Below are 22,507 nucleotides of genomic sequence, written 5' to 3' on the forward strand. Positions count from 1 at the left end.
AATAAAGGAGAATATTAAACATGGACATATTTGAAAAGGCGAAAAAGTTGAAAAATTTAGGAGACGAATATGAAAATTTGCTTAATAGTTTGCTCAACGATTTATTTAAGTTGATACCTGACTGTCTAGCATTGAACTTAGATGATTCCTTATTGCCAGTATATGCGGTTTCAGGATTAAAGACAAAAGGTCTACTTGCGTTTCCCTATAAGTGCAGAGGAAGAGTTGGATATGTGGTAATTGGTGAAGATGGAATTCTATACTTTGAAGATACTGAAGGAAACGTTATTGAACTTAAATAAAAATTAATAAAGTATTAAGTGAGAAATTAATCCGCATTGAAAAATTTCACTTTAAGCAGGACAGTATTTTTACTTCCATTCTTATTATGGTGGGTTCCAATAATAGGACCATTTTTCACTGGATTGTTACTAAGTTATCATTTCAAGACAAATTATAGGCTCTCAATAGTCTCTTCCATAGTGTATTCAATTTCTCTCTCCGCATTAACGACATATGTATTTTATATAGTAAAGATTACCATTTTGGGATATCCTTTTTATTATTTAGTGTTGGCATTCAATGTACTTGGAAGCATAACATGTATAGCAACAGCATATATGTCAAGCCGACACGGTACATTCGCAAGAATGATGAGAAATACTATAGAATTAGAATTTACAGTAAGTAATATGAATGAAATAGACGAAATACTATCACAATATCTCGATGTAAGTCTTTGTAACCAGCCAAACATTAGGTTCATATCAGAGGACCAAATTGAAATTACACGATCATGCAATAATCTACAAATAAATTACGAAATAATAAAAATAGGCAAAGCGCTAAGAGTTAAAGCTAAATTTGAAAACCTTAGAAATTATTAAATATTTTCTCAAAGGTTCTATCTAATAACATTCTAAAATTATCACTTGTTTTCTTACCAAAAATATCTTCAAATACAAGATCTGACAACAACAACCTTTTGTTCCATCCCTTTTCCTCTAGTTCTGGTATCTTTGGGAACTCCCTTACATATCCTAAGGTTAAATAACCTACCAACTCTATCTCCTTGGGAATTTTCAATATCTCCTTGACCTTTTCCTTATTGAAAAATGACACGAATCCGACACCTATTCCCTCAGCAGTGGCAGCTAACCATAAATTACCTATCGCTAATACAGTACTATATAAAGATGTCTCTGGCATAGTAGACCTACCTAAAATATTAGGGCCAAATCGAGTAGGATCGTAGGTTACTGCTATGTTAACAGGGGAATCTAATATAGCTTCTACTTTTATCTTGGAGAATATTATTCTGCGTTCTTCATCTAAAGTGTTTTCAAATCTCTTTCTCTCCTCTTCTACTAACTGTTTTATTTTTTTCCTAATTTCCATATCTTTAATTATAATGAAATTCCAAGGCTGTGAATAGCCAACTGAAGGGGCCAAATGAGCAGCAGAAAGAATTTTGGCTAAAACCTCATCTGGGATCGGGTCTGGTTTGTAATAACTTCTTATATCTCTCCTCTTTCGTATCGCTTCATATACATTCATACTTATGGATAGACTATCCAGATATATATGCTTATTTGCTAAATATAATATCTTACCCTCTATCTCAGAGCCTATTTAGAAGTTCAGTTATAGCCTCGATATAGGAGGGATGGGGAGCTACGTAATCTTTAATCTCACTAACCTTAACATTATACCTTATTAATAACGAAATTAGAGATATTACTTCCTCAGCATCCTTCATAAAAGCTTGAGCTCCCACAATCTTATCGTCTTTAACGCAAACCTTGAGGAACCCATCAGTCTCTTTTTCTGTAATCGCGCGACCTACTTCAGCTAAATTAATTTTAATACATTTTCCCTCCATGTTACCAACATACGCTATTGTTGGATAAGTGTATACGACTTTAGGTATACCTTGTTTATTAAATACTTTCTTACCACCCGTAATGTTGAGTGCAGCTATTTTCCCTGCATACATTGCCTCATGAGCAGTATGAGTACCAATTATATCACCAGCAGCAAAAATGTTACTTACACTAGTCCTTAAATACTCATCAACAATCACAAAAGGATTATGATTAACTTCCTCAAATCCTTGGATAGATGGTTTCCTACCGAAAGTCATATATACAACATCTGCAGTCAGTTTCTCCCCGTTCTCTAGAACTACTTCTTTTTCTTTCATCTCCTTAACTGAACGATTTAGATACAATTTCACACCTATCTTGGAGAAGTAGTTGGTAATAGCACTACTAACCTCATTATCCAGATATGGTAGTAATGATGGCTGCTTATCAATTAAAACTACTTCCTTACCAAGCTTTCTTAGCATCCATCCAAATTCGACTCCTCCCACATCTCCTCCTACGATAATAACGCTTTGAAAGTCCTTATTTAAGTAAGGTAAATCCTCTGAATATATTATACCTTTAACCACTTCTCTATAAGTTCCAGTAGCTAAAACAATATAATCTGTCTTAATGGTCTCATTATTTACGTTCAACAATCCAGATCTGAGTGATGCAACCCCATGAATAACTTCTACTCCATTATCTTCCAACATGTATTCAACTCCCTTAGATAACCTAAATGAGGCCTCTTGGCCTAGCTTTCTTAACTCTTCTAAATCAAATATTACTTTTTTACCTATCTTTTCGAGCTCTGAAGCCAAATGTATGGGATGTAACATAGCCTTAGATGGAATACAGCCATATAATACGCATGTTCCTCCGAGTCTTTCCTCTTTTTCGACTAATATTACCTTATTATTACTTTTAGCTAATTCTAATGAAGCATATACTCCAGCTGGGCCGGAACCTATAACTGCGACTTTCATAAGAAAAAATAAGTGACTCGGCATTTAAAAACAAATTATCGTTCTAGACTTATCTTATATGTTTCTGGTCCGGCAATAAGTCCAATTATGGCTATAGCAAAGCCAATGAGTGCTATAGTTGTAGCTGCGTTAAATGGGCTCATGAAAGTCGAAAGAATGGAAACATAAATTGGAGCGAAGCCCGCTATTATATATGCTCCATTGTATGCAGTACCAACTCCCAAAGCTCTTGCGAACGTCTTAAATCTCTCCGATAGAAATGCAGGGGTTATAGAAAAGGGTAAGTTTACCAGAAAACCGAAAAGTAATATAGGATATAATAGGTTAATATTATGTATTTGAATAAAGTGGTAAAAAGTAAATGAGCCTATTGCAGCAATTATTGAACCTATTATACCCACCATTCTTCTCCCTATATAATCTGAGAGTAATCCTGCAATTATCATTGATGGTATTCCTATTAGATTCATATAGAGAACTAGGGGGCCATAGTATGAGGGGGGCAACTTCATAACCTGGCCAAATAGTGTAGGTACTAATTGAGGTCCAGCATATATTGCTAACCAGAAGCCTACCATAACCAGAAAAGGTTGCGGAAGTTCTCTTAAACCTTTCAAGGGATTTGCTGAATGCCTCAGTTTGATCCAAATACTTGGCTCTGCCATCTTAAATCTGATTAATACTGCTAACACTGCTGGTATTACTCCGATTGCGAAAATGAGTCTCCAATAAAATGATATAAACTCCGCTCCAGTAACAGAAGCCAGATAAGTGAATAGGGAGTCTACTCCAACAAAACCCACTAGTACTCCAGATTGCATTATACCAGAAAATATACCTCTATAATTGTTTAGGCTCTCCATAACTATTGTAAAACTTCCAGCAACATCTCCACCAATAAAAATGCCCTGTATGAATCTGAGTATCGAAATTGTAATAGCTGCCAAGATTCCTATCTGAGCGTAAGTAGGTAATATAGAAGTTAGGCCTACGGACAGAGAATAACCTAAGACTGTAATTAACAAGCTAACTCTTCTACCGTATTTATCTCCAACATAACCAAATACGAAACCACCTAAGGGCCTTGAGATTACAGTGAATACTATAGGCAATACTGCACCTAGTAAACCTATTCCGGGATAGAATAATTTACCTAGTATAGTTGACGTAATAACAACAGCACCTAAATCGTAACCATCCATTATCCACGAAATATAACCTCCAACTACATTACTCCAATTTTCAGCCTTCATGGACTCTAACTCTTAAAATCATACTAAAAAATTATCTTCTAAAACTAGAAACAGCTAAACATAAACAGTATTGACTAAATATGTTTATCGAATCCAACTGTTATGCTTGAAAATAGTATATAGCAACTAATATCTTTTTTTAAAAAATCTGAAGAACAAATCTATCTCATCGTTATTAAGTATTTTTTTATTAATAAAATGACTTAATACTTGGCTCTTACTTTCTCCCCATTATATACAAAGATTAAGTTCTTTTTTAAGCCAATGATTTTCCTATCCGTTATCACAACCAATGGAAATCTCTTCAGATCTCTCTCTAATCTTATCACACTAGTAACTCTTAATCTATTAGATTTAACTTCTGAAAGTTTCTTTAATACCCTATAGGTTTCTAACAAATCATTCACAGTATAGAATGTTAAAACTAAATTTCCATCTAATTCCACTATACTATCGTCATCTATGATGAAAACTACGTCTAAAGCCCCAAATGTTTCAAAGAGCTTTTTGACTGAGCTTTCTAATTGAGAAATAGTCATATTGGAATTTAGATCTATGGCTATTAAAGGTTCCATAGTCACACACTTTTAATTATACTTATAAACTTTTTGCCTAATCACTTGGATAATCTTTTATTAATTTTTGCCAAAAAATACTAATATCCTCGAGAGAGTGTCCCGATTGCAAATAATTCAATAAAGCTTGAAGGGGAGAAATATAATATTATATAAAATAAAGCGTTAAATACAATTATATCTTTCAATACAGCAGAAGATTAATTTTATATTGTAATAGAAAATAATAGGTTGTGGAGAAAAACAGAATTTCAAACATAGCCTACACTACTCTCGTTTCTCAACGTCTTAACTCTCTGGAACTCGTGACAATACAGACGTGTAGATCATGGCGTTGTAGATCAACGCTATTACATAAACGAAGAGTTCAGCCATCTCCCGGTTTGTCGCGTAGGGTCTCCAATACCTCCTCAAGAAGATCCCGAAAAACTCCACGTACCTTCTGAAACTTGGGAAACCGATCAACCAAGTTGACGACTTACCTAGAAACCCCCTATCAACCACCTTGTAACCGCTGACAGAGAAGCCGACCTTGTTGTCGGGGAAGTTAGCCATTTCCACTTGAATCTCGTGAACGATCATTGTTGGTGACATGAGAGTGAATACCTTGAAGCCGAAGTAACTTCTGTTCCTCTTCTTAGCGAATTCTCCCTTAAACCTCCTCCTCACCTTACTATTCAGGTAATGGTAAAGCAGTTTAGCAGCTTGCTTGTAGTTCCTCCTCCTTAATTCAAGTTCGAATTTCTTCTTAAAAGTCTCCTTGTTAGTCTTGCCGAACGGCACTTCAATGAGGAAGGAGTCTACGGCCCAAAGCTTCCCTACCCTACCGTATAGTGCGCTGCTGGGTAAGTAATTGTTCAGCATGTTCATTCTTGTCTCCAACTCCTTTACGTACTTCTTGAACACGTCCTTTATCTCCATCCTGAGCCTTTTGGCTCTTCTATGGATTTCTGATTTCGATTTTGGTTCTCCTAGGAACCATCTGACTACGATATCGGTATGGTAGTAGCACCATACGTCCCTGTAGGAGCACGTCCATACTACCATTACTATTAATGCTCTCAGTACGTAGAGGTCGGAGAGACCAGAGAAGGCAGTGAACGTGGTAAGCACGTAGTTCATTTTCACAAGAGTTTTATGCTTTGCCGATAAGTATTCTTTGGGAACCGGGACGGTGCAATAATTTATCCGTTCGATCATGGGAATCAGTATTACACCCTCCCGGTTCCCTTTAAGTATTACTCTACTTTTAGCTTCAAGAGAAAATTCAGAATTTCTCAGCAGTTTATCTTGTCTTTTGAATAATTCTCTAAAAACTTGTACATAGATTTATTGAATTATTTGCGTTTGGGACACTCTCTCGATGTCACGATTTATCACATCTATCTTAAAGACTTAACTTAAGTTTCTTCCTCGACCATGTTCCCCAGATGAGGGAGTACTATTCCCCTAAGCTAACTAACCTAATAGGGTTTATATTGAGGTTAAACCAAATAACTATTATGACAGTAACTAAGGAACAACTACTGAATAGGGCGATAGAAGTAATAGATAAGGCTGATAATGAAGGAATAACTTTAAGAGCTATTGGAGGTGCAGCAATCGCGTTAATAGCCAAAAACGGATCAGAATTATATCCAAGAGTATACAAGGATATAGATTATTTTGGACTTTCGTCTCAAAGTAATAAGATATCTAAATTCTTAGAAGGCATGGGATTAATCCCAAATAAGAGGTTTAATGCATTGCATGGACATACTAGATTAATGTTCTTTGACCCCATAATTAACTCAACTGTAGATGTCTTTTTGGACGAATTCGTGATGTGTCACAAACTTGTATTAAAGGATAGATTAAGAATAATGAAATATACTATTCCGACTTCAGACCTATATCTGACAAAAATGCAAATAATACAACTTACCGAAAATGATAAGAAGGATATAGCTGCACTACTTTACGATATCGAGTTAGGAGAAAGAGATAACGAGAAGACTATGGACTATAATTATATTGCGAAAATCCTATCTGAGGATTGGGGATTCTATAAAACTTATACAATAAATCATGATAAAATATTAGACTTCATAAAAAACGATAAAAACAGGGAAATAATAGAACCCAAACTATTAAAATTAAGGGAAATAATAGAGAAACATCCTAAGAGTATTAAATGGAAAATGAGGGCAAAAATTGGAGAAAAAGTAAAGTGGTATGAAGAACCAGAAGAAGTAAATACTAACTTCACTCAACAATAATAATTAATAACCTAGTAAGTTTATTTTATCATTAAATGAACATAGAAAAAGAACTTAGAGAAAAGGGTGTGGAAATTTTAAGATTCACTTGGGTAGGGTTAGATGGTTATATTAGAGCAAAGGGAGCATATATTGACCACATAGATGAGTTATTAAAAACGGGTATAGGCTTAACAATGGCAATGATGAGCTTTACCCCAATGGATTATATAAGTCCCCATGGGACATTTGGACCACAAGATGAGGACGTATTCCTTACTCCAGACCTTAGCACACTCTCAATTTTTCCACCATCGGCCATTGTATTATGTAACTTATATAAGAGTGGGAGTCCATGGAATTATGATCCTAGAAGTACATTAATTAGAGCAATAGAAAAGGCGAAAGAACAATACGATTTCGACTTCAAGTCAGCCTTCGAAATAGAGTTCTATTTGACAAAGGATAGAAAACCAGTAGATGACGCTAGGTGTTTCGATCCTTCTGCATTTTATAATAATCAAATAATCCCAGAAATTGCTAAAACGTTAAGACAAATTAACATAGAACCAATAAGAATAATAAAGGAATATGGACCAGGGCAGTATGAATTTGATATATTGCACAAGGATGCGTTAAGAAGCGCTGATGAGGTTGTTATATTTAAGGAAGTGGCAAGACAAGTAGCAAGTAAACATGGGGTTGAGGCAAACTTTATGCCAAAACCATTTAATAAAATGGCTGGATCTGGTTTACATTTGAACATTAGCGTATGGAAAGATAATCAGAATTTGTTTTATAGCCCAAATGATAAGTATGGACTCAGTGACTTAGCTTATAACTTCATAGCTGGTTTATTGGAACATGCTAAAGCGTTAACTGCAATAGCAGCGCCTACTATCAACTCCTACAAGAGACTAGTTCCAGGCTCTTGGGCGCCAACTAAAATAACCTATGGATATAACAATAAGTCTGCCATGATAAGAATACCAACACCATATCCCGGAATGTCACAATTAGATAGAAGAATAGAATATAGAGTTCCAGATCCCTCAACAAATCCGTATCTTCTCTTAGTCGCGGTAATAGAGGCAGGATTAGATGGGATAGAAAAAGGATTAAAGCCTTCAGAAGCTGTTAATGAAAATGCGTACTATAGAAAAGATATTGATGACATACCAAGAAATCTTAGAGAGGCACTGAATGAACTAAGAAAAGATACCAGATTAGTGGAAAGAATAGGCAAAGAGATTATTGATGAATTCATAAAGGTTAAGCTAGCCGAAGTAGAGGAATATGAAAGCTTAGTAACTGATTGGGAATACGAGGTGTATAGAAGATTATAATAGATTCCCATGCCCACTGGTTCTCTGCTGAGGTAATGAGTGAAAAGGAGTTTATAATGGCTTCAGCTGAATCTTGGCTCGAAAACGAAATAAGTGCAGATACGTTTACGATGAATCAATTGAGGCCATTCTACCTATATTTAAGGAATGAACTTAAAGTATTATTAGGTAAGAATTTCATAGAAGAAAGAAATAAGTTGATCAAGAATGATCCAGTAAGCTACATGCGATTTCTATTTGATGATGCTGGAATTGAGGGATTTGTAATAGATACTGGATTTGGAAATAAGGAAATGGAAATACCTGCAAAATTAAAGTTACTATTCAGAATAGAGAGTATTATTAACGATAGCATCTTCCAAATGCCGTTCGATAAAGCCTTAGAGTACTTTGAGGAAACCTTAAGGGAAAAAATAAGAAAAGAAGGATATAATGGTTTTAAGAGTATAATAGCTTATAGAACTGGATTACAAGTGAACTGCAATATAGAACAAGCTAGAAGAGATTTTTATAGTAACGAGAGGGAGTGGTTTGGCAAGGTCGCAAAGGGATTTAGAGATTATCTACTTTGCGAAACCTTGAGAATAGCTAGAGAGTTAAAAGTTCCCGTACAAATTCACACAGGAGCTGGAGATAGAGATATTAAGCTAGAACTATCAAGACCTTCATACCTAACTAATGTTGTTAGGAAGTATGAAGGAAAGGTGATTTTCGTGCACGCTGGTTATCCTTATCACAGGGAGGCAGCTTGGATGTCCTATCTTTTTCCCTCAGTTTACCTAGACACCTCGCAAGTAATACCATTTGCACCCTTAGCAGCTTATACTATACTAAATGAAATTTTTGAGGTAGCCCCATTAAACAAGGTGATGCATGGCTCTGACGCGTTTCATATTCCAGAAATAGCTTGGCTTGCAGCTAAACTAGCTAAAAAGGCTATACATAAAACCACAGAAATTATGATTGAAAAAAATATATTAAATGAAAAAGAGGGTAAAGAAATGGTTGAGAGATTCTTATACTATAATCCTAAGGAAATGTTTGGGTTCGATTAAAAACTCGCTGTGGGCATTAGGAGGATCGGCATTGGTGATTGGAATAAATTGGACTTTGTAATATACATAATATCCTGCAAAGTAAGAAGTGGAATTCTGCAGACCCTCAGCAGAAAATATCTCCTTGTAACCATTCCCATTAAGGAGTATATAATTAATTAAGTTCTTAGCAGTTACAGCATTGTTAGAAGTTGTTGAGACGAGAACTGCACCACCATAACGATTTATAACCTCTATGATTCCACTAGACCCCCCAACTGCACTAACGTTTTCCATAGTCCTAATAGTCAAATTCTGCTTATCAAATATGTTAGTATAGTTATAGTATATCCATAAATCTAAAGTACCATTCTCGGCATAAGATAAGTTGAAAGGTATAACGTGAGGATTAGATATAGGAGCCTCAAATACAGACAATTGCATAAATATAGGATAATATACATCATAATATAGCGTGGCATTATATAGAGAACCACTTTCACTTGCGTATTCGATGAATTTCTCACCTAAATATGCCTTTTCGTAAAGCTGGTTAAATGTTTGATAAGCGTAAAATCTTCCTTCTTGAACAACATCACAGTATTCGATTCCATCTTTAAACTGTAATATCGCAGAGTAGTTAAGTAAATATGATCCTCCTTCTTGATAATATTCTCCAACAAAACCTGGATTGAAAATCGGTGAAGAATCCATAAATCTACTATATGCCGTTAGCAATTTAACTGAAATTAATGGATTTGACACATTAACCCATAACATTAATACTCCTGCTATATCCCAATCATAAGCTGTAGTACCAGTTAATTGCAAAGCTGTCTCTAGGTTAGTTACTGTAACTGCTATAGTATTATTTAGCGAACTTATTGCTAATAGTGGCGTTAGGTCTATAATATAAGGAGTATGGAAAGATAAGGTATTTATTGACGTTACTGGCTTCCACCAGAGTGGATCTATCCCACCAGTATATATTGTCTGATAAGGATTAACAATACCAACTAGTCTATTATTGTAAAATACTTGAGTCTCCCTAGTTGCTGGCTCATTGGCATACCATAACTCATCTAGTCCTCCACCCTCTTCATATAATAATAAGGCCATTCTATAAGTACCATTTGGTATTGTTAAATTTTGTGAAATATAATCGTTCAATGGATTCAATATTACGTAAGAGTAATTGTACTTATTTAAAAATAGTGGTATAAAGTAATTAGGTAACCCTTTAGGCGGATTACCGGGATATAAGTAAAGTGTTACATTCATCTTATATATTCCAGTTATCCCAATCTTAGCGTCGTAGAAGTTCTCTAAAACTAATTGAAAAGTCACATTACCGCTCAATAAATTTTCAAACATTGTGAGATCAGCCTCTGCCGTTGAATTTAGAAACTCTTGAGTCGAACCCCAGAATATGGGAACACCATTTGCAAATATATAAACTGGCCTATCATACTGAGCTCCGTTAGACTCGTTTATGCTAACATTTAAAATTAACATGCTATAATTACCCTTCGGTATATTGACGTGCACAATATAAGGGGTTAAGCCACTGTTGTTAAAAATAGCGTTAGTTGCTATTCTTATCACTACTGGAGTAACGTTAGGAGGATGAATCTGATAAGCCTCGAATGAATAATATGGAGGATCATACGGTATTTTTCCACTGTTTAAGATAGTAATATTCCCTAATATTAATGGACGTGCATTACCATAGGTTATTTGCGAACTAGCTATAGGCATTATAATAGTTATAGCTAAAATTGAAAATAATAGAATTAGAGCAACACTCTTCCTCATTATTTTCACCTCCTCCTCATGAATACAAACAATAGAATAATAGCTATTATTGCTATTATTAAGGAAATTATTGCTACTACAGTTAATAAATTCACTGTTCCTTGTAATGTTGTAATACGGCCTTGTACAGTTATGAGATGGTAATTATTTAAGATGTTAAACGTCAAATTGTATGGCAACCCATCAGATACGCTTACCGTAAATACGTATTGACCATCAGAAAGTTGAGAAGCATTAAATGGTATGCTTAGACTTATTGATGAAGGTGTAGATGAAACTATACTATAACCTACTGGCTTGTTATTCATCAAAACTCCTAGAAGTCTTAGATATTCCCCAGTTATGTTAACAATTATTGATTCTTTAGATACAGTAACATTTGTTGTTGATAAGTACGTTATCTTAGGGGCAGGTGTTGCAGATAAGTCAGTTACGTTATACATACTAACACCACTTAGGCTAATTACTGAATTTGGTTGCAAGAATGCATACTTTGAATTCTGTATTACCGATGAGGTTATTGTGACATTGGAATCATTAGCAACTATCGCAATATCATTCCCTCCTATTTTAGATCCTATAATTGAGACTGAAGAGTTCTTTAGCACTAACTGGTTAATATTCGATGATGTTATCATCACGTTTGAGTTCTTAACAGTTATCGTATTAGCTATAACGTTATCTAGAATAACATTCATTCCGTTAATTGTTATATTATTTGACTTAACATTAGATAGCAGATATGTTGTGGAGTTGATTCTTGACAATAATAGTGAATCAAGAGATTTACTGCTTATTACAATATTATTGATGAAAGTATAAGGCATTACATTAATGAAGTTAAAGGAACTTGGAGTAGAATATAAATTGTAACCATTCCAAGATACGCCAGAAACTATGACATTCCAAGGACCAGCTAACGAATATACAGAAGATCCTTGAAAAATAGAACCATAAAATATGGATGGAACATTATAAATACCAACCCATTCTCCCAAAGTAGAATTATATTGTAATGGTATCCCAGCCTCAGATCCTATGATTAACTGTTCATAATTAAGGGAAGTCGGTAATATTGTCGCAGTGAACATTCCATATCTAACCGGAGTACCATTAGGATAAGTTATGTTGGCGTAGATTTTCAGAATTTCACCTTCATAGACTACGCTATCCACCTTTACATTTAGTGTCAAGTTAGCTGGGGAAACGTAAAATGATGTAACAAAGTTGGCTTTGACTAACCCAGTAGAAGTGTTACTCACAGATTGTATTACGACATTATAGAATCCAGGAGAAGCATCAAAAGGTATTGTAAAGTTAGCGTAATAGAGCAAGAAGAGTAAGTAAACGCCGAATTGTATTATATCTGGAGCTGGATTGAGTTTAACCTGCCCTACAAGGTTACCATGTTGATTATAAATATATGCAGTGACGTTAGACGTAAATATACCTGTAAGTTCTGGTGTCAGCACTTCATCAATTATAGTTATGTTTTGCCCAGGAGAAGCTGCTGGAAAACCATCGTTAATTGGAGTTAAAATTGCACCAAAACTATACTCACCAAAGTATATATAAGAGAAAGCACTACCGTATGAGTTATTTACTATTAGTAAATAAGTACCTTGTGGTAATGGAGGAAGTAGGGCGTAACTACCCTCATATAATCCTGGAGCCATCATCATTAAGGGTACAGAAGCCAATAGCTTACCACTACTACTAACTAGATATGCTGTAACGCTTTGATTAACAACTGGACTACCATTAGGATAGTATATCCAAGCCTCAATGCCGAATGGTGAGTTATATGGAATAGGAAAGCTATAAGGATAAGGAATTGGAGATATAATATTGATCGACTCGCCAACATCAACTTCTACAGTTCCTACTCCAGTAAACTGATCAGAACTACCGTTAACTACTATTTCCCAGACATTTGGTGGATCATTAGAAGTTATAGTATAATTTCCAACCCAATAGGTACCATTAAAGGATAAGGGTACTGTTCCCAGATATCCCTCACTAGTATAGATATAAGCGTTAAAACTACCTTGACTAACAATTGTGTTATTAGGATAAGTTATATACGCAGTTATTGTAAAAGTAGAGCCATAGAAGTACCAAGGTTGAAAAACTCCAGGCTCAAAAGTACTTACTGATATCGCTAAACTCTTGGATAGTAAATGCTTTATGATAAATCCTAACATCCCGGCATTTGGACTTCCCAAGCCAGTAACTAGATTGTATGAGGAATTAGCATAATAATAACCATTATATCCCAAACTTATTTGATGGAAGGCCTCATGATATAAAGTAGCATTTTGATAGATCTCATAAAGTATTGGATTTACCAAACCTAATGGATGACCAATAATTCCATCTATATCAGCAATAATTCCAGCCCACAATGGAGCAGATAAACTTGTTCCTCCAATTACCGCCTCTTGACCTAAGGCATAGATTGTAAACCCAGTATATGGATTGGCGTCTGCTGCAACGTCTGGAATAGCCCTATAGTTTGAGTGGGTAATATAGCGCTGATACCAAGGAGCTGGGAATAACTGACTATATCCACCTCCAGAGCTCACGCTACCTTGGACTACACCAAAATACAATGGATTAACACTCCATGCGATCTCAGCACCATAATTCCCTGAAGCATTATAAGTGGAAATATATCCGCTAGTAATATTAGCAAATAGTGTAGTACCACCTACAGCTGTAACGAAAGGAGATGATGCAGGATAATTAGCTGAAGCGTAAACAGTTGGTAAATCATTGTATGCACCTAAATCTCCCGATGAAGCTAAAAATGTAATTCCCTCTGCCGACCCCAACTCAAAGTAATAGTCGTAATAAGGATAGTTAGGAAATAGTATACCATTGAATACTGCATAAAAGCCTGAAGCACCAAATAGTATCCCGGGAAGGCCCCAACTCATTGAAACTACTTGCGCTAGATCCTCGCTTACTACAACATCAATTGCTGAAAACAATCCTTCTAAGGTTTCCGATGGGGCAACTACTAGTAAAATATTTGCATATGGAGCAGCCGTATGAGCTGCTTCAACATCTAACGCAACTTCTTCGTACCAACCAGTAAACAACCCATTTTCTGGATTATAAGGACCTACTGGTAATACGGTCAAGTTTATCGATGGCAAACCGAATTTAGCATCAAACAGATTTATATCTTGATATATTTCTGGGTCACCATAGGCATCTATTATCGCAATTGTAACTTTTTTATCAGCAGTCGAGTTTAGTAGCGGAGTTATATTGTAAGCCCCCTCAATGACTTTTGGAGTGTACCAGCTTGCTGAGAATTGGAAAGTATAGACAAATGATGAATAAACTTGTTTATTAGGTATTAAATTGCCATTTTCAAATTTACCTAACTGAATTAAAGGTAGTGATACGTTAGTGAAGTTTGTTAAACCACCTATTAGTATGTTATCAAGAACAGATGGTATTTTAACGTTACTAGCAGGCTTATAGTATATCTGGCCACTAGCTGATTTGGCTAATACGAAACTAGTCCCAAAAATTGATGAAACAAGGGAAACTGGTGCCTCAGCCATAATTTCAAAAGGACTCTTGTACACTATTGCGAAACCCTTACTCTCAAGATATCTTATAGTTTCGTTAACCTTCTCTTGATTACTAAACATCGAGATAAGCTGAGCGTTACTTAGTGGCTTAATTTGATGGTTAGCAACTTCTTGTGCTACAAGATAAAGTTCATTAAGATTCTTTGGAGGGATAAAGAAGTAAAGAATAATGTTAGTATTTGACGGTAGAGATGAGATAATGTTAGACTGGGGATAGCTAGGGTTTATAGAGGTTGTGGAATATGCTATAGATATTAAGGGGAATAAAACGGATATTAACAAAAAAGTAGATATAACTATAACTTGTATTATTCTACTTTCCATATAATTAATAAACCTTCACGCATATAAAAGAATTACTTCAAAGTAAAATCATAAAAAGATTCTTTCACAAAAAAGGAATTATCCAATGAAGAGAAAAACAAAAATAAAAAGCTTCTCACTTTCTATTTTAACCTTGTCCGTTTATTTCTTTTGTTTCTCTAACATTTGTAATAGCTCTTTTGGAGCGTCTTTCTCGCTTACTGCTCCTCTACCAGTCTTTCCTCCACCCTCATCATAGGTGAAGCTTATCATCTTGCCGACTCTCCACACCTTCTTTATCTTACTTATATCTACTTCCTTCTCTTCTCCCTTATATTTGAACTTTACTGTTACCATTGCTATCTCCAAGCTATTCTTAAAGGTTTCACATAAATAAGCTTTACGCTATTAACAAGAGTAAGACTTAAAGGAAATCCTTAGCGCAATCTAAAGTTATTACCTTAGCCCATACAAAAAACAAAGCTATCTTTGACGTTAAGCATACTCCGCATAAACATAATATATTTACTTACCATTTTATAGCGAAATCATTTATATTATCTAAATCTAAAAGATTGTGTCCTAAGAAAACATTACATGTCATTTTGTAGAAAAAAATATAAGTCATTTAAAAAACACTTATTCTAGTGAAAAATATGACAATGGCAGAAGCACTAAACAAGATTATGAAAAACAGAACAACTACTCTAAAACTATCCTATTATCCCTTCCTATTAGCAGTAAAGGACAATATACCAGAACTAGATATAATGCTGAAAAGAAAAAGAGAACTAAACTATTACTTAGACAAATTATATAACGAAAGCAAAAAATACTTACTAAAATACGCTAAAGATAAGTACTATTGCGTGTGCGGAAGAACATTCCCTTCAGCGTATGACTTTTACACTCACGTTTTCAGAGAGCATAAATTAAGCATTAGGAATTAATCCGGTGGTATCTCCTTATATACTAACCTTAAATCTATACCCTTACTCTTCCTATAAAGATAAGATGATATATAAATAATAGCGCCTAAGCCTATTAAGCTAACTATGTAAGCTATTCCCGGCCAATAGGGTGCGCCGTTATCAGTTATAACGCCAAAGTAAGGATTAGTAAATGCCTCATAACCCATAAAACCCAAAAACGCAATCGAAAGTACAGCCGATATTATCATACCTAAATTTCTCTCACTTAAAGCTTGTCTAACACCAGCAATCGATACTAATATTAAGTAAGCAATAGCTAAAGGAGTATAACTGTATAAAGCCTCATATCCGTTAGGACTTATTATCGGAAATGCTAAAAATACTAAGGTCACTGCAAAATCCAAGAGATGAGCATAAGCAGGAGAACCTTGCTTATTCAGTCTTGAAAATATCTCTGGAAATAACCTATCGAAAGAGAAGGCAAAAACATATCTAGCGAAAACCACAACACCAAAAGCCATAACAAAGAACTCCCAAGCTATTAAGCTTATCCCTATAAACCACTCCAAAGCATAGTTATTAGCTAAAGCAATACTGACTGTCCAGAAATTATAAGTATACGTTGGATATAAGGAAAAGTTGAACCCATAGCCTCCTGCAAAATCCATCAAAAAGAATGGAATTGTTATAAAGATAAGCGTTAATAAGCTGCCCAAAATTAGATTATATCTTATCCCATTCTTACTCCTTATTTCCGAGGCAACAGCTGGTCCAGCATATAACCAAATATAGGCAAATGATGCGAAATAAGGAATCATGTAAAACGTAGCAGGCAAACTAAATGTTGGGCCAGAATAAGGTTGAGCAGTTAAATTAAAGTCCTTTAAGAAAGGTTGAATTGCAACGTGAAAGTTTGAAATGTTGAAAACTAATACTAAGATTGCAACGAATATACCTAAAAGTGAAAACACACCTAGGGCAGAAGTCAAAGTATAGCCCCACTTAGGTCTAAGAATATTAATAAGAATTATTATTAGAAATGCAAATGCAGCCAAACCATAAGCCAAGAACGCATTATTCGTAGTAAACACGCTATTTGCGAGACCAATTAAATAGGGCTGAGAATTTAAAGTACCTATAGTTAATAATACAGCATTAATTGCTGATACAGAAAAGAAAGCTGATAGTGCGAAGTATGGAGGCATATTGAACGCTAATGCAATACCCATTATCGCACCTAAAGGACCATTAAGCTTTCTAGATAACCATACGTAATCACCACCAGTCCTAGGAATCTTGGAAATAAAGTACGTATAAAGGAAGACTAAGGGAAGAGTAAATAAGAAAGTTAATATGGAAGCTATCCATAATACAGCACCCTTAACTATGTAAGGACTTATCCCAATGAAAGTAGCTAATCCTGCACCCATGTTAGCAACATTCAACATTGTAGCGTCCAACAAGGAGACCTTCTTAACAAGGCCAGAAGTTTCCCTAACGAACAGCTTTGCCATAATCTTACTTATGTCGAAATATTTTTAAATTTATCTTACGAAAATATGTTCGGTCATGTTTCAGAGAAACAAATAAAATTATAAAGATTAGAAGAGTAACTAAATTGATTATTATCGAAAAATACACAACATCAGCATCATTATAAGCATAACCGAAACTCCTGCCTAGTTGCGGAGAAGGATAAGAGGAAATACTATCTCCATTAAATTCATGCAAAGTCGTCATATTGTAAGGAATGAACATTACAGCTAAAAGATAAGACAAAGAATCTCCATTAAAGAATAACTTTGTACTATTATTAGATACTAGGATATTACCTAAATAGGAAAATTCTACAGAAATATTTGGAGAGGAGGTAGAAACTGAAAGCGAGTAAGACCCATTGCTAATGCCGAAAACGCCTCCGCCTGGTATAGAAATATAAATCAGAATCACCTTGTAAAGACCAGATTTTACATTTAAGTTTAAAGAAGAGGTATTGCTAACTGAAATAAATGAAATATCAGGAAATTCTGATAAAATCTCTTCATCATATACATTCACGTTTATTGTATTTGTAAAATTGGTAGGATATGGTAAGTGTTTCAAATTAAGTTCAACTGGGTAAATACCTTGTTTATATGAGGATAAGGCTAAGAGCTCAGCATATGTGACATTACCTACATAACCACCTATATACCTTGGAGGAATCTCAAACATCAAATACGAGGGAATTACATTAAGAGAACGGTTAGTTAAAGGTACTTCCGGGTATTCGAAATTCACGTAAATTGGAGAATATATATTATAAGTAAAGTCATTATTTCTAAATACTAAAAAGTAAGAATTATTATAAACTAAACTAAAGACGTCCCTATGAGAGTTAATTATGCTTAAAGTGTAATTATCGTTAACACTTGTAACAACATATTGTACCCCAAAATCGTTCAAAATAATCCCTATATTAGATGTATTTAGTAAGGGAACAGAAGTGACATTGGGTAATACTCCAATAAACGTAGACCAATTTGCAGGAACTACAGCACTAACTACAACATTACCAATAGTGTGATTCTCTAAAAATTGAGCTAAACTTAGCAATAATGGAGTAGGATTCACAGGATTGTATTCCCCCAGATAGTTTCCACTAATAACCATAGAAGACGAAAAAGCAAATTGAGATAGCACTATGAGAATAACTAATGGAATTAAGTAGTGTTTAGACAGAAGAATCTTAGCCATCACGAGAGATACGAGAAGAAATAGTGGTGCTATTATCATCTCAGTTAAATAAGTTGGCAAGAAAATCCATAAATAATTGTACACAAAAGTTTGAGCCAAGAAATTTAGCAAAGGATAGGTTAAGTTTAATGTAAAGCTATACCCTAATATGTTTACATTTGAAGATACTAGTAATACTAAAAACACGTAAATTGCTAAGAAATAATTAGCCACTGAACCTTTTTTCTTTAGAAAAATATAACCCAAAATTCCAGTTTCGACAAATGCGAAAGACATCACGTATATAAGAAAGGGATTTCCAAATGACAAATAAGATACTAAGGGCCTAAATAACGATAAGCCCCTCAACGAATCTAATAGTGGAAACGTTAAGTAATTTAACCATAGTTGTTGATTAGATATTGAGAAACTTATTGAAGAGTATGAGTGAAAGTTATAAAATAAAATTATAAAAAGCCTAGAATTTAATAGGAGATAAAGAGATATCGAGTAGAGGAAAACCTTTAAATCACTTAATTTATGCCTATAAATAAGAACTGAAAATATTATGAAAAGTGTGTAAACAAAACCCCTAGGGTCGGTTGTAGTTAGAGAAGCAAAAACTGAAAGAAGCAAAGCACCGAGAAATTCACCTTTTTCAAACGCATAAAAAGCACCAGCAATTAAAGCTGGTAAAAGCGCGTAAAAAGCAGCATAATCAGACCAATGACTATAGTAATAAGCAGTTGGGGTTATCGCGTAAAGGAAAGCAATTACAGCTGAAACACCAATCCTCACTTCATTTTTGGTCTCTTTAGCGTATCTATTAAGAAAATATCTAGAGGCAAAGTACATTGATGGAATAGATAAGGCGAATGGGTATAGGAAATAAGATACACAATCAGCAATAACTGGCGATATTAAATTAAAATATAACATAACCACTATAGGCATCCAAACATTATCCATTATTGCAGGGAAACCAAGGGAAAGTATTGCTGATTGTCTAGAATCAAGATAGAAATAGGGATAGGAGTCTCTCTGATAAATATAGCCTACGTGAGGGAAAACCTTCCATAAAGCTATAATAGGCGTTGCTATCGATAGAACCAATACTAATACTAGCTCAATTAGCAAACCTCTTTTTACGTCTATTCTCATACATTCCCACACCTATCAAAAGTGGGATTATAATCAAATCCGCAAAAAGTATGTACCCACCCGCACTGTTATTAAAGGAATCATTTAAGTTTTCTGAAATAGGTGCTTGAGAACCTTTAGCTAGTTTGAAATCTTTAGGAATAATTGGGATTTCTTCACTATTTACAATATTTGATTTGATAAGCGTATAAGTGGAAACTGAAACAATTTCACCGTATTCATTTTTCTGAACCAATATAATCTTATAAGGAATACCAGAAGAATTGACGAAGTAATACCAATCAAATTCATTATAGCCTATATAAGAAATACCATTATATATATATAATAACCATTACTGTAATTAACTAATACTAGAACTACTTGTCTATCAATAACAGGTTTACTAACGTTAGGAATATAGAAGAATGTTTTAGGGTAAGATAAGTTATCGTAATTCACTCCAGGCGGAAACATCTCACTGAAATTCATAACGTAGACAATTACACTATATTGAAAAGTTCCATTTGGATATGTATCATTCACTTCCTCCAAAAGAATCTCGTTTAGAAACTGGTTAGAAGAAAGTATATGAACATTTACACTATATTCTACAAAAGCGTGAGGAAATAGTAAGAGTAATAATACTAAGCTAAACATTATGAAGCTCCCCTCTTCCTAAACAGTAATATAACGATTATTGAAATAGCACCTATTCCTATAGTTACCTCTATTAACCTTCCAGCACTACTGAAGATAAATATATCACCAACATATAAAGGAACAGATCTACCTTGTTCTAAAGTAACATTCGAAGGAAAGTAAATAGATGCATGAGGATTTATCAAATTTGAAGATAACAGTACATAAGTTGTGTTACTAATCAACTCTTCTCCTATATATTGATACAAGAAAATCCTAGAAGGAACGCCAGATGAATTAACGTAGATAATCCAAACTATATAGTCACCAACTGTTAAATTCTGAACACCCCTATAGACGTATACCCCATTGGTAATATTGTAAAGCTCTAGTTCCACAGACCTATTCAAACTCGCAGAACCCACATTTGGAATATAAAGAAAGTCCTTAGGGAATTCTATGGAGTCGTAATTTATGCCAGGTGGATAATAATATGAGTAATTTAAATTTATATACCATACCAAATATTCAAACGTGTCGTTCTCAAAAATTTTAGTAACATTCTCTATCTCTAAAGCAGTAAGTGAAGAATTTGACTGATAATTAACATAATGCACTTTATACTCTACAAACAGACCTAAGAATATTGAAGACTGCACAAGCATTGTAATTATGGAAAAAGAAAAAATCGCTAGAAGAACGGAATAGACAAAAAATTTCTTCACTTAATTCCCCATCAGCTGCTTAGTACTGTTGCTACACCAGTAACTGATTCACCAGTATTAGTAACAACTTGAAAAGTAACTTGTTCACCAGGGGTCAGGCTCGAAATACCATTACTACCCGTTATAGTCACTGATATTGTTGTAGTGCTACCTGCAGTAATAGTAACTGTTGTACCTATGGAAGACACGCTACCTCCCGCTTGCACTATTACTCCTAGTATTTGTCCATTTGCTGAACCAGTATTACTTAGCGTAATATATAACACACCACCTTTTATGTATGCGCTTACTAGGTGTATGTTTGGTGATGATGAGAAGGCTCCGAATAGTCCGAAGGCAAATCCCACAACTACTAGTGCTATTATTACTGATGCTATTACAAGTATTAGTGCAGTTACAGCACCAGATAAAGCCTTAGTGTTTTTCCTCTTACTAACCATTGAACCTCTGATAACTTTATAAAAATAATTCTATATAAATCTTTCGGTGACATTTGCGAGTGTGGTCAACAATTTCATGCATTTGAAATATTTGCATTTATTATCACTCCCCTATCCACTAAATATACTTGAGTGTAAAGAATGTTGTAGATTAGGAAGAAGGTAGAGAGCCAACTCGTAATCGTTAACCTATTTGAACTTTAGGTGAAGCGAAAGCCCATAGAGGAGAGCCTATGCTTTAATGTCCTAAACCCTTGCTCAGCGTAATCCCTCCTACCAAACGTAACCCACTTGTGCCCAACATTAAACCAGTCAAAAGCACTATAAGCTGGTAGCCCGTCATGCAAGTAAACTACTCGATCAATCCTCTTAAAGTACCTACTCGCAATTCCCTCAATCCCCCTCATGTTAACTAGGACAATTAACACGTGAAAACCACTCCTCAAGCTAGTGACCATGAAGAAAGGAATAGCCTTAGTCACAACATCCCTAACGATCCAAACGTAATAATAATTACCCCTAACGCAAACAACCTTAGTCTCGTCAATAGCGTAAAGACCACTCAAGGACACAACGTACTTAACCCTACCAAGCCTCTTGTAATAGTAAAGCAAGGTGGAGTGTGGTAACGTAGTCCTCCAAGAGGATAAGCCAGCTAGATAGCTCGCTAAGCCTAACGCGACCTCCTCCCTAACGTGAAATCTTGGCTTAAGATTAATATACTCCATTAGGATTAAAATAACTTGGGTGAGCACGGGAATACTCCACTTGTTAGGCATGTGCTCACCAATAAAAATCCCGTGCTCACCCAAAAAGGTATTACGCTAAATAAAAACAATTTATTTCTATAATAGAAATAACTTATACGATTAATTTCAAATTAATTAA

20 protein-coding genes and 1 pseudogene are annotated in these 22,507 nt (G+C 34.8%); 6 read left to right on the plus strand and 15 right to left on the minus strand.

The window, feature by feature from the left end; all coding sequences use genetic code 11:
- Positions 1-20 precede the first annotated feature (20 nt).
- Both GFS03_RS01220 and GFS03_RS01225 read left to right on the plus strand, forming a co-directional pair.
- Positions 21-302 carry a hypothetical protein gene (locus GFS03_RS01220; RefSeq protein ID WP_153422128.1) on the plus strand — a complete coding sequence of 94 codons (282 nt, stop codon included), beginning with the start codon at positions 21-23 and terminating at the stop codon, positions 300-302.
- A 36-nt stretch (positions 303-338) separates the two neighbouring features.
- The gene (locus GFS03_RS01225; RefSeq protein WP_153422129.1) at positions 339-887 is read left to right on the plus strand and encodes a hypothetical protein; all 549 of its coding nucleotides are present in this window, start codon (positions 339-341) and stop codon (positions 885-887) included.
- Here GFS03_RS01225 and bluB read toward each other — a convergent pair.
- From bluB to GFS03_RS01250, 5 genes are all read right to left on the minus strand, one after another.
- Positions 874-1,557, minus strand: a complete 684-nt coding sequence (gene bluB / locus GFS03_RS01230; RefSeq protein ID WP_153422130.1) for a 5,6-dimethylbenzimidazole synthase — start codon at positions 1,555-1,557, stop codon at positions 874-876. The two genes, GFS03_RS01225 and bluB, sit on opposite strands and share 14 nt — an antisense overlap.
- Before the next feature lie 64 nt (positions 1,558-1,621).
- On the minus strand, positions 1,622-2,854 hold the full coding sequence (locus GFS03_RS01235) for a dihydrolipoyl dehydrogenase family protein (protein ID WP_153422131.1): 1,233 nt from the start codon (positions 2,852-2,854) through the stop codon (positions 1,622-1,624).
- A 35-nt stretch (positions 2,855-2,889) separates the two neighbouring features.
- The gene (locus GFS03_RS01240) at positions 2,890-4,107 is read right to left on the minus strand and encodes an MFS transporter (RefSeq protein ID WP_153422132.1); all 1,218 of its coding nucleotides are present in this window, start codon (positions 4,105-4,107) and stop codon (positions 2,890-2,892) included.
- Positions 4,108-4,310: 203 nt separating this feature from the next.
- Positions 4,311-4,682: a hypothetical protein gene (locus GFS03_RS01245; RefSeq protein WP_153422133.1), complete on the minus strand. Its 372-nt coding sequence runs from the start codon at positions 4,680-4,682 to the stop codon at positions 4,311-4,313.
- Between the two features lie 288 nt (positions 4,683-4,970).
- Entirely contained in the window at positions 4,971-5,882 is a 912-nt protein-coding gene (locus GFS03_RS01250; protein ID WP_153422134.1) for an IS5/IS1182 family transposase, read from the minus strand.
- Between the two features lie 302 nt (positions 5,883-6,184).
- Between GFS03_RS01250 and GFS03_RS01255 the strand changes: the two genes are divergently transcribed.
- The 3 genes from GFS03_RS01255 to GFS03_RS01265 are packed head-to-tail and all read left to right on the plus strand — an operon-like array spanning position 6,185 to position 9,320.
- Complete coding sequence (locus GFS03_RS01255; RefSeq protein WP_153422135.1) at positions 6,185-6,940, plus strand: hypothetical protein; 756 nt, start codon at positions 6,185-6,187, stop codon at positions 6,938-6,940.
- A gap of 35 nt (positions 6,941-6,975) precedes the next feature.
- A complete protein-coding gene (locus GFS03_RS01260; protein ID WP_153422136.1) occupies positions 6,976-8,265 on the plus strand; it encodes a glutamine synthetase family protein in 1,290 nt (429 codons plus the stop codon).
- A 35-nt stretch (positions 8,266-8,300) separates the two neighbouring features.
- On the plus strand, positions 8,301-9,320 hold the full coding sequence (locus GFS03_RS01265) for an amidohydrolase family protein (RefSeq protein ID WP_153422137.1): 1,020 nt from the start codon (positions 8,301-8,303) through the stop codon (positions 9,318-9,320).
- Here the strand turns inward: GFS03_RS01265 and GFS03_RS01270 are convergent.
- The 3 genes from GFS03_RS01270 to sso7d all read right to left on the minus strand — a co-directional run bounded on the left by GFS03_RS01270 (position 9,282) and on the right by sso7d (position 15,382).
- Positions 9,282-11,114 (minus strand): peptide-N4-asparagine amidase, encoded by a 1,833-nt coding sequence (locus GFS03_RS01270; RefSeq protein WP_153422138.1) that lies wholly within the window; start codon positions 11,112-11,114, stop codon positions 9,282-9,284. The two genes, GFS03_RS01265 and GFS03_RS01270, sit on opposite strands and share 39 nt — an antisense overlap.
- A gap of 5 nt (positions 11,115-11,119) precedes the next feature.
- The gene (locus tag GFS03_RS01275; protein ID WP_153422139.1) at positions 11,120-15,046 is read right to left on the minus strand and encodes a S53 family peptidase; all 3,927 of its coding nucleotides are present in this window, start codon (positions 15,044-15,046) and stop codon (positions 11,120-11,122) included.
- Positions 15,047-15,187: 141 nt separating this feature from the next.
- Positions 15,188-15,382: a chromatin protein Sso7d gene (sso7d, locus tag GFS03_RS01280; RefSeq protein WP_153424526.1), complete on the minus strand. Its 195-nt coding sequence runs from the start codon at positions 15,380-15,382 to the stop codon at positions 15,188-15,190.
- A gap of 290 nt (positions 15,383-15,672) precedes the next feature.
- On the opposite strand from sso7d, the gene GFS03_RS01285 reads away from it, so the two are divergent.
- Positions 15,673-15,975 carry a hypothetical protein gene (locus GFS03_RS01285; RefSeq protein WP_181443769.1) on the plus strand — a complete coding sequence of 101 codons (303 nt, stop codon included), beginning with the start codon at positions 15,673-15,675 and terminating at the stop codon, positions 15,973-15,975.
- On the opposite strand, the gene GFS03_RS01290 is transcribed toward GFS03_RS01285, so the two are convergent.
- The 7 genes and pseudogenes from GFS03_RS01290 to GFS03_RS01315 all read right to left on the minus strand — a co-directional run bounded on the left by GFS03_RS01290 (position 15,972) and on the right by GFS03_RS01315 (position 22,457).
- A complete protein-coding gene (locus GFS03_RS01290) occupies positions 15,972-17,471 on the minus strand; it encodes an APC family permease (RefSeq protein ID WP_153422141.1) in 1,500 nt (499 codons plus the stop codon). The two genes, GFS03_RS01285 and GFS03_RS01290, sit on opposite strands and share 4 nt — an antisense overlap.
- Positions 17,472-17,475: 4 nt before the next feature.
- Positions 17,476-19,833, minus strand: a complete 2,358-nt coding sequence (locus GFS03_RS01295) for a hypothetical protein (protein WP_153422142.1) — start codon at positions 19,831-19,833, stop codon at positions 17,476-17,478.
- Positions 19,799-20,068 (minus strand): hypothetical protein, encoded by a 270-nt coding sequence (locus tag GFS03_RS13435; protein ID WP_238699152.1) that lies wholly within the window; start codon positions 20,066-20,068, stop codon positions 19,799-19,801. The genes GFS03_RS01295 and GFS03_RS13435 overlap by 35 nt, the downstream gene beginning before the upstream one ends.
- Positions 20,069-20,130: 62 nt before the next feature.
- Positions 20,131-20,472 carry a hypothetical protein gene (locus tag GFS03_RS13440; RefSeq protein ID WP_238699154.1) on the minus strand — a complete coding sequence of 114 codons (342 nt, stop codon included), beginning with the start codon at positions 20,470-20,472 and terminating at the stop codon, positions 20,131-20,133.
- Positions 20,472-21,119 (minus strand): hypothetical protein, encoded by a 648-nt coding sequence (locus GFS03_RS01305; protein ID WP_153424527.1) that lies wholly within the window; start codon positions 21,117-21,119, stop codon positions 20,472-20,474. Before GFS03_RS01305 ends, GFS03_RS13440 begins: the two co-directional genes overlap by 1 nt.
- Positions 21,120-21,190: 71 nt before the next feature.
- On the minus strand, positions 21,191-21,619 hold the full coding sequence (locus GFS03_RS01310) for a hypothetical protein (RefSeq protein WP_153422143.1): 429 nt from the start codon (positions 21,617-21,619) through the stop codon (positions 21,191-21,193).
- A gap of 74 nt (positions 21,620-21,693) precedes the next feature.
- A pseudogene (locus tag GFS03_RS01315) lies at positions 21,694-22,457 on the minus strand (IS6 family transposase).
- Positions 22,458-22,507: the final 50 nt, after the last annotated feature.

The organism is Sulfolobus sp. E5-1-F (assembly GCF_009601705.1).
Classification (GTDB): Archaea; Thermoproteota; Thermoprotei_A; order Sulfolobales; family Sulfolobaceae; genus Saccharolobus.

What these genes read in the sequence shown, in the direction of transcription:
- GFS03_RS01220 (WP_153422128.1), top strand. Translation starts at nt 21, where the DNA reads ATGGACATATTTGAAAAGGCGAAAAAGTTGAAAAATTTAGGAGACGAA.
- bluB (WP_153422130.1), bottom strand. Translation starts at nt 1,557, where the DNA reads ATGAATGTATATGAAGCGATACGAAAGAGGAGAGATATAAGAAGTTAT.
- GFS03_RS01235 (WP_153422131.1), bottom strand. Translation starts at nt 2,854, where the DNA reads ATGAAAGTCGCAGTTATAGGTTCCGGCCCAGCTGGAGTATATGCTTCA.
- GFS03_RS01240 (WP_153422132.1), bottom strand. Translation starts at nt 4,107, where the DNA reads ATGAAGGCTGAAAATTGGAGTAATGTAGTTGGAGGTTATATTTCGTGG.
- GFS03_RS01245 (WP_153422133.1), bottom strand. Translation starts at nt 4,682, where the DNA reads ATGGAACCTTTAATAGCCATAGATCTAAATTCCAATATGACTATTTCT.
- GFS03_RS01250 (WP_153422134.1), bottom strand. Translation starts at nt 5,882, where the DNA reads ATGATCGAACGGATAAATTATTGCACCGTCCCGGTTCCCAAAGAATAC.
- GFS03_RS01255 (WP_153422135.1), top strand. Translation starts at nt 6,185, where the DNA reads ATGACAGTAACTAAGGAACAACTACTGAATAGGGCGATAGAAGTAATA.
- GFS03_RS01260 (WP_153422136.1), top strand. Translation starts at nt 6,976, where the DNA reads ATGAACATAGAAAAAGAACTTAGAGAAAAGGGTGTGGAAATTTTAAGA.
- GFS03_RS01265 (WP_153422137.1), top strand. Translation starts at nt 8,301, where the DNA reads ATGAGTGAAAAGGAGTTTATAATGGCTTCAGCTGAATCTTGGCTCGAA.
- GFS03_RS01270 (WP_153422138.1), bottom strand. Translation starts at nt 11,114, where the DNA reads ATGAGGAAGAGTGTTGCTCTAATTCTATTATTTTCAATTTTAGCTATA.
- GFS03_RS01275 (WP_153422139.1), bottom strand. Translation starts at nt 15,046, where the DNA reads ATGGAAAGTAGAATAATACAAGTTATAGTTATATCTACTTTTTTGTTA.
- sso7d (WP_153424526.1), bottom strand. Translation starts at nt 15,382, where the DNA reads ATGGTAACAGTAAAGTTCAAATATAAGGGAGAAGAGAAGGAAGTAGAT.
- GFS03_RS01290 (WP_153422141.1), bottom strand. Translation starts at nt 17,471, where the DNA reads ATGGCAAAGCTGTTCGTTAGGGAAACTTCTGGCCTTGTTAAGAAGGTC.
- GFS03_RS01295 (WP_153422142.1), bottom strand. Translation starts at nt 19,833, where the DNA reads ATGAGAATAGACGTAAAAAGAGGTTTGCTAATTGAGCTAGTATTAGTA.
- GFS03_RS13440 (WP_238699154.1), bottom strand. Translation starts at nt 20,472, where the DNA reads ATGTTTAGCTTAGTATTATTACTCTTACTATTTCCTCACGCTTTTGTA.
- GFS03_RS01305 (WP_153424527.1), bottom strand. Translation starts at nt 21,119, where the DNA reads ATGCTTGTGCAGTCTTCAATATTCTTAGGTCTGTTTGTAGAGTATAAA.
- GFS03_RS01310 (WP_153422143.1), bottom strand. Translation starts at nt 21,619, where the DNA reads ATGGTTAGTAAGAGGAAAAACACTAAGGCTTTATCTGGTGCTGTAACT.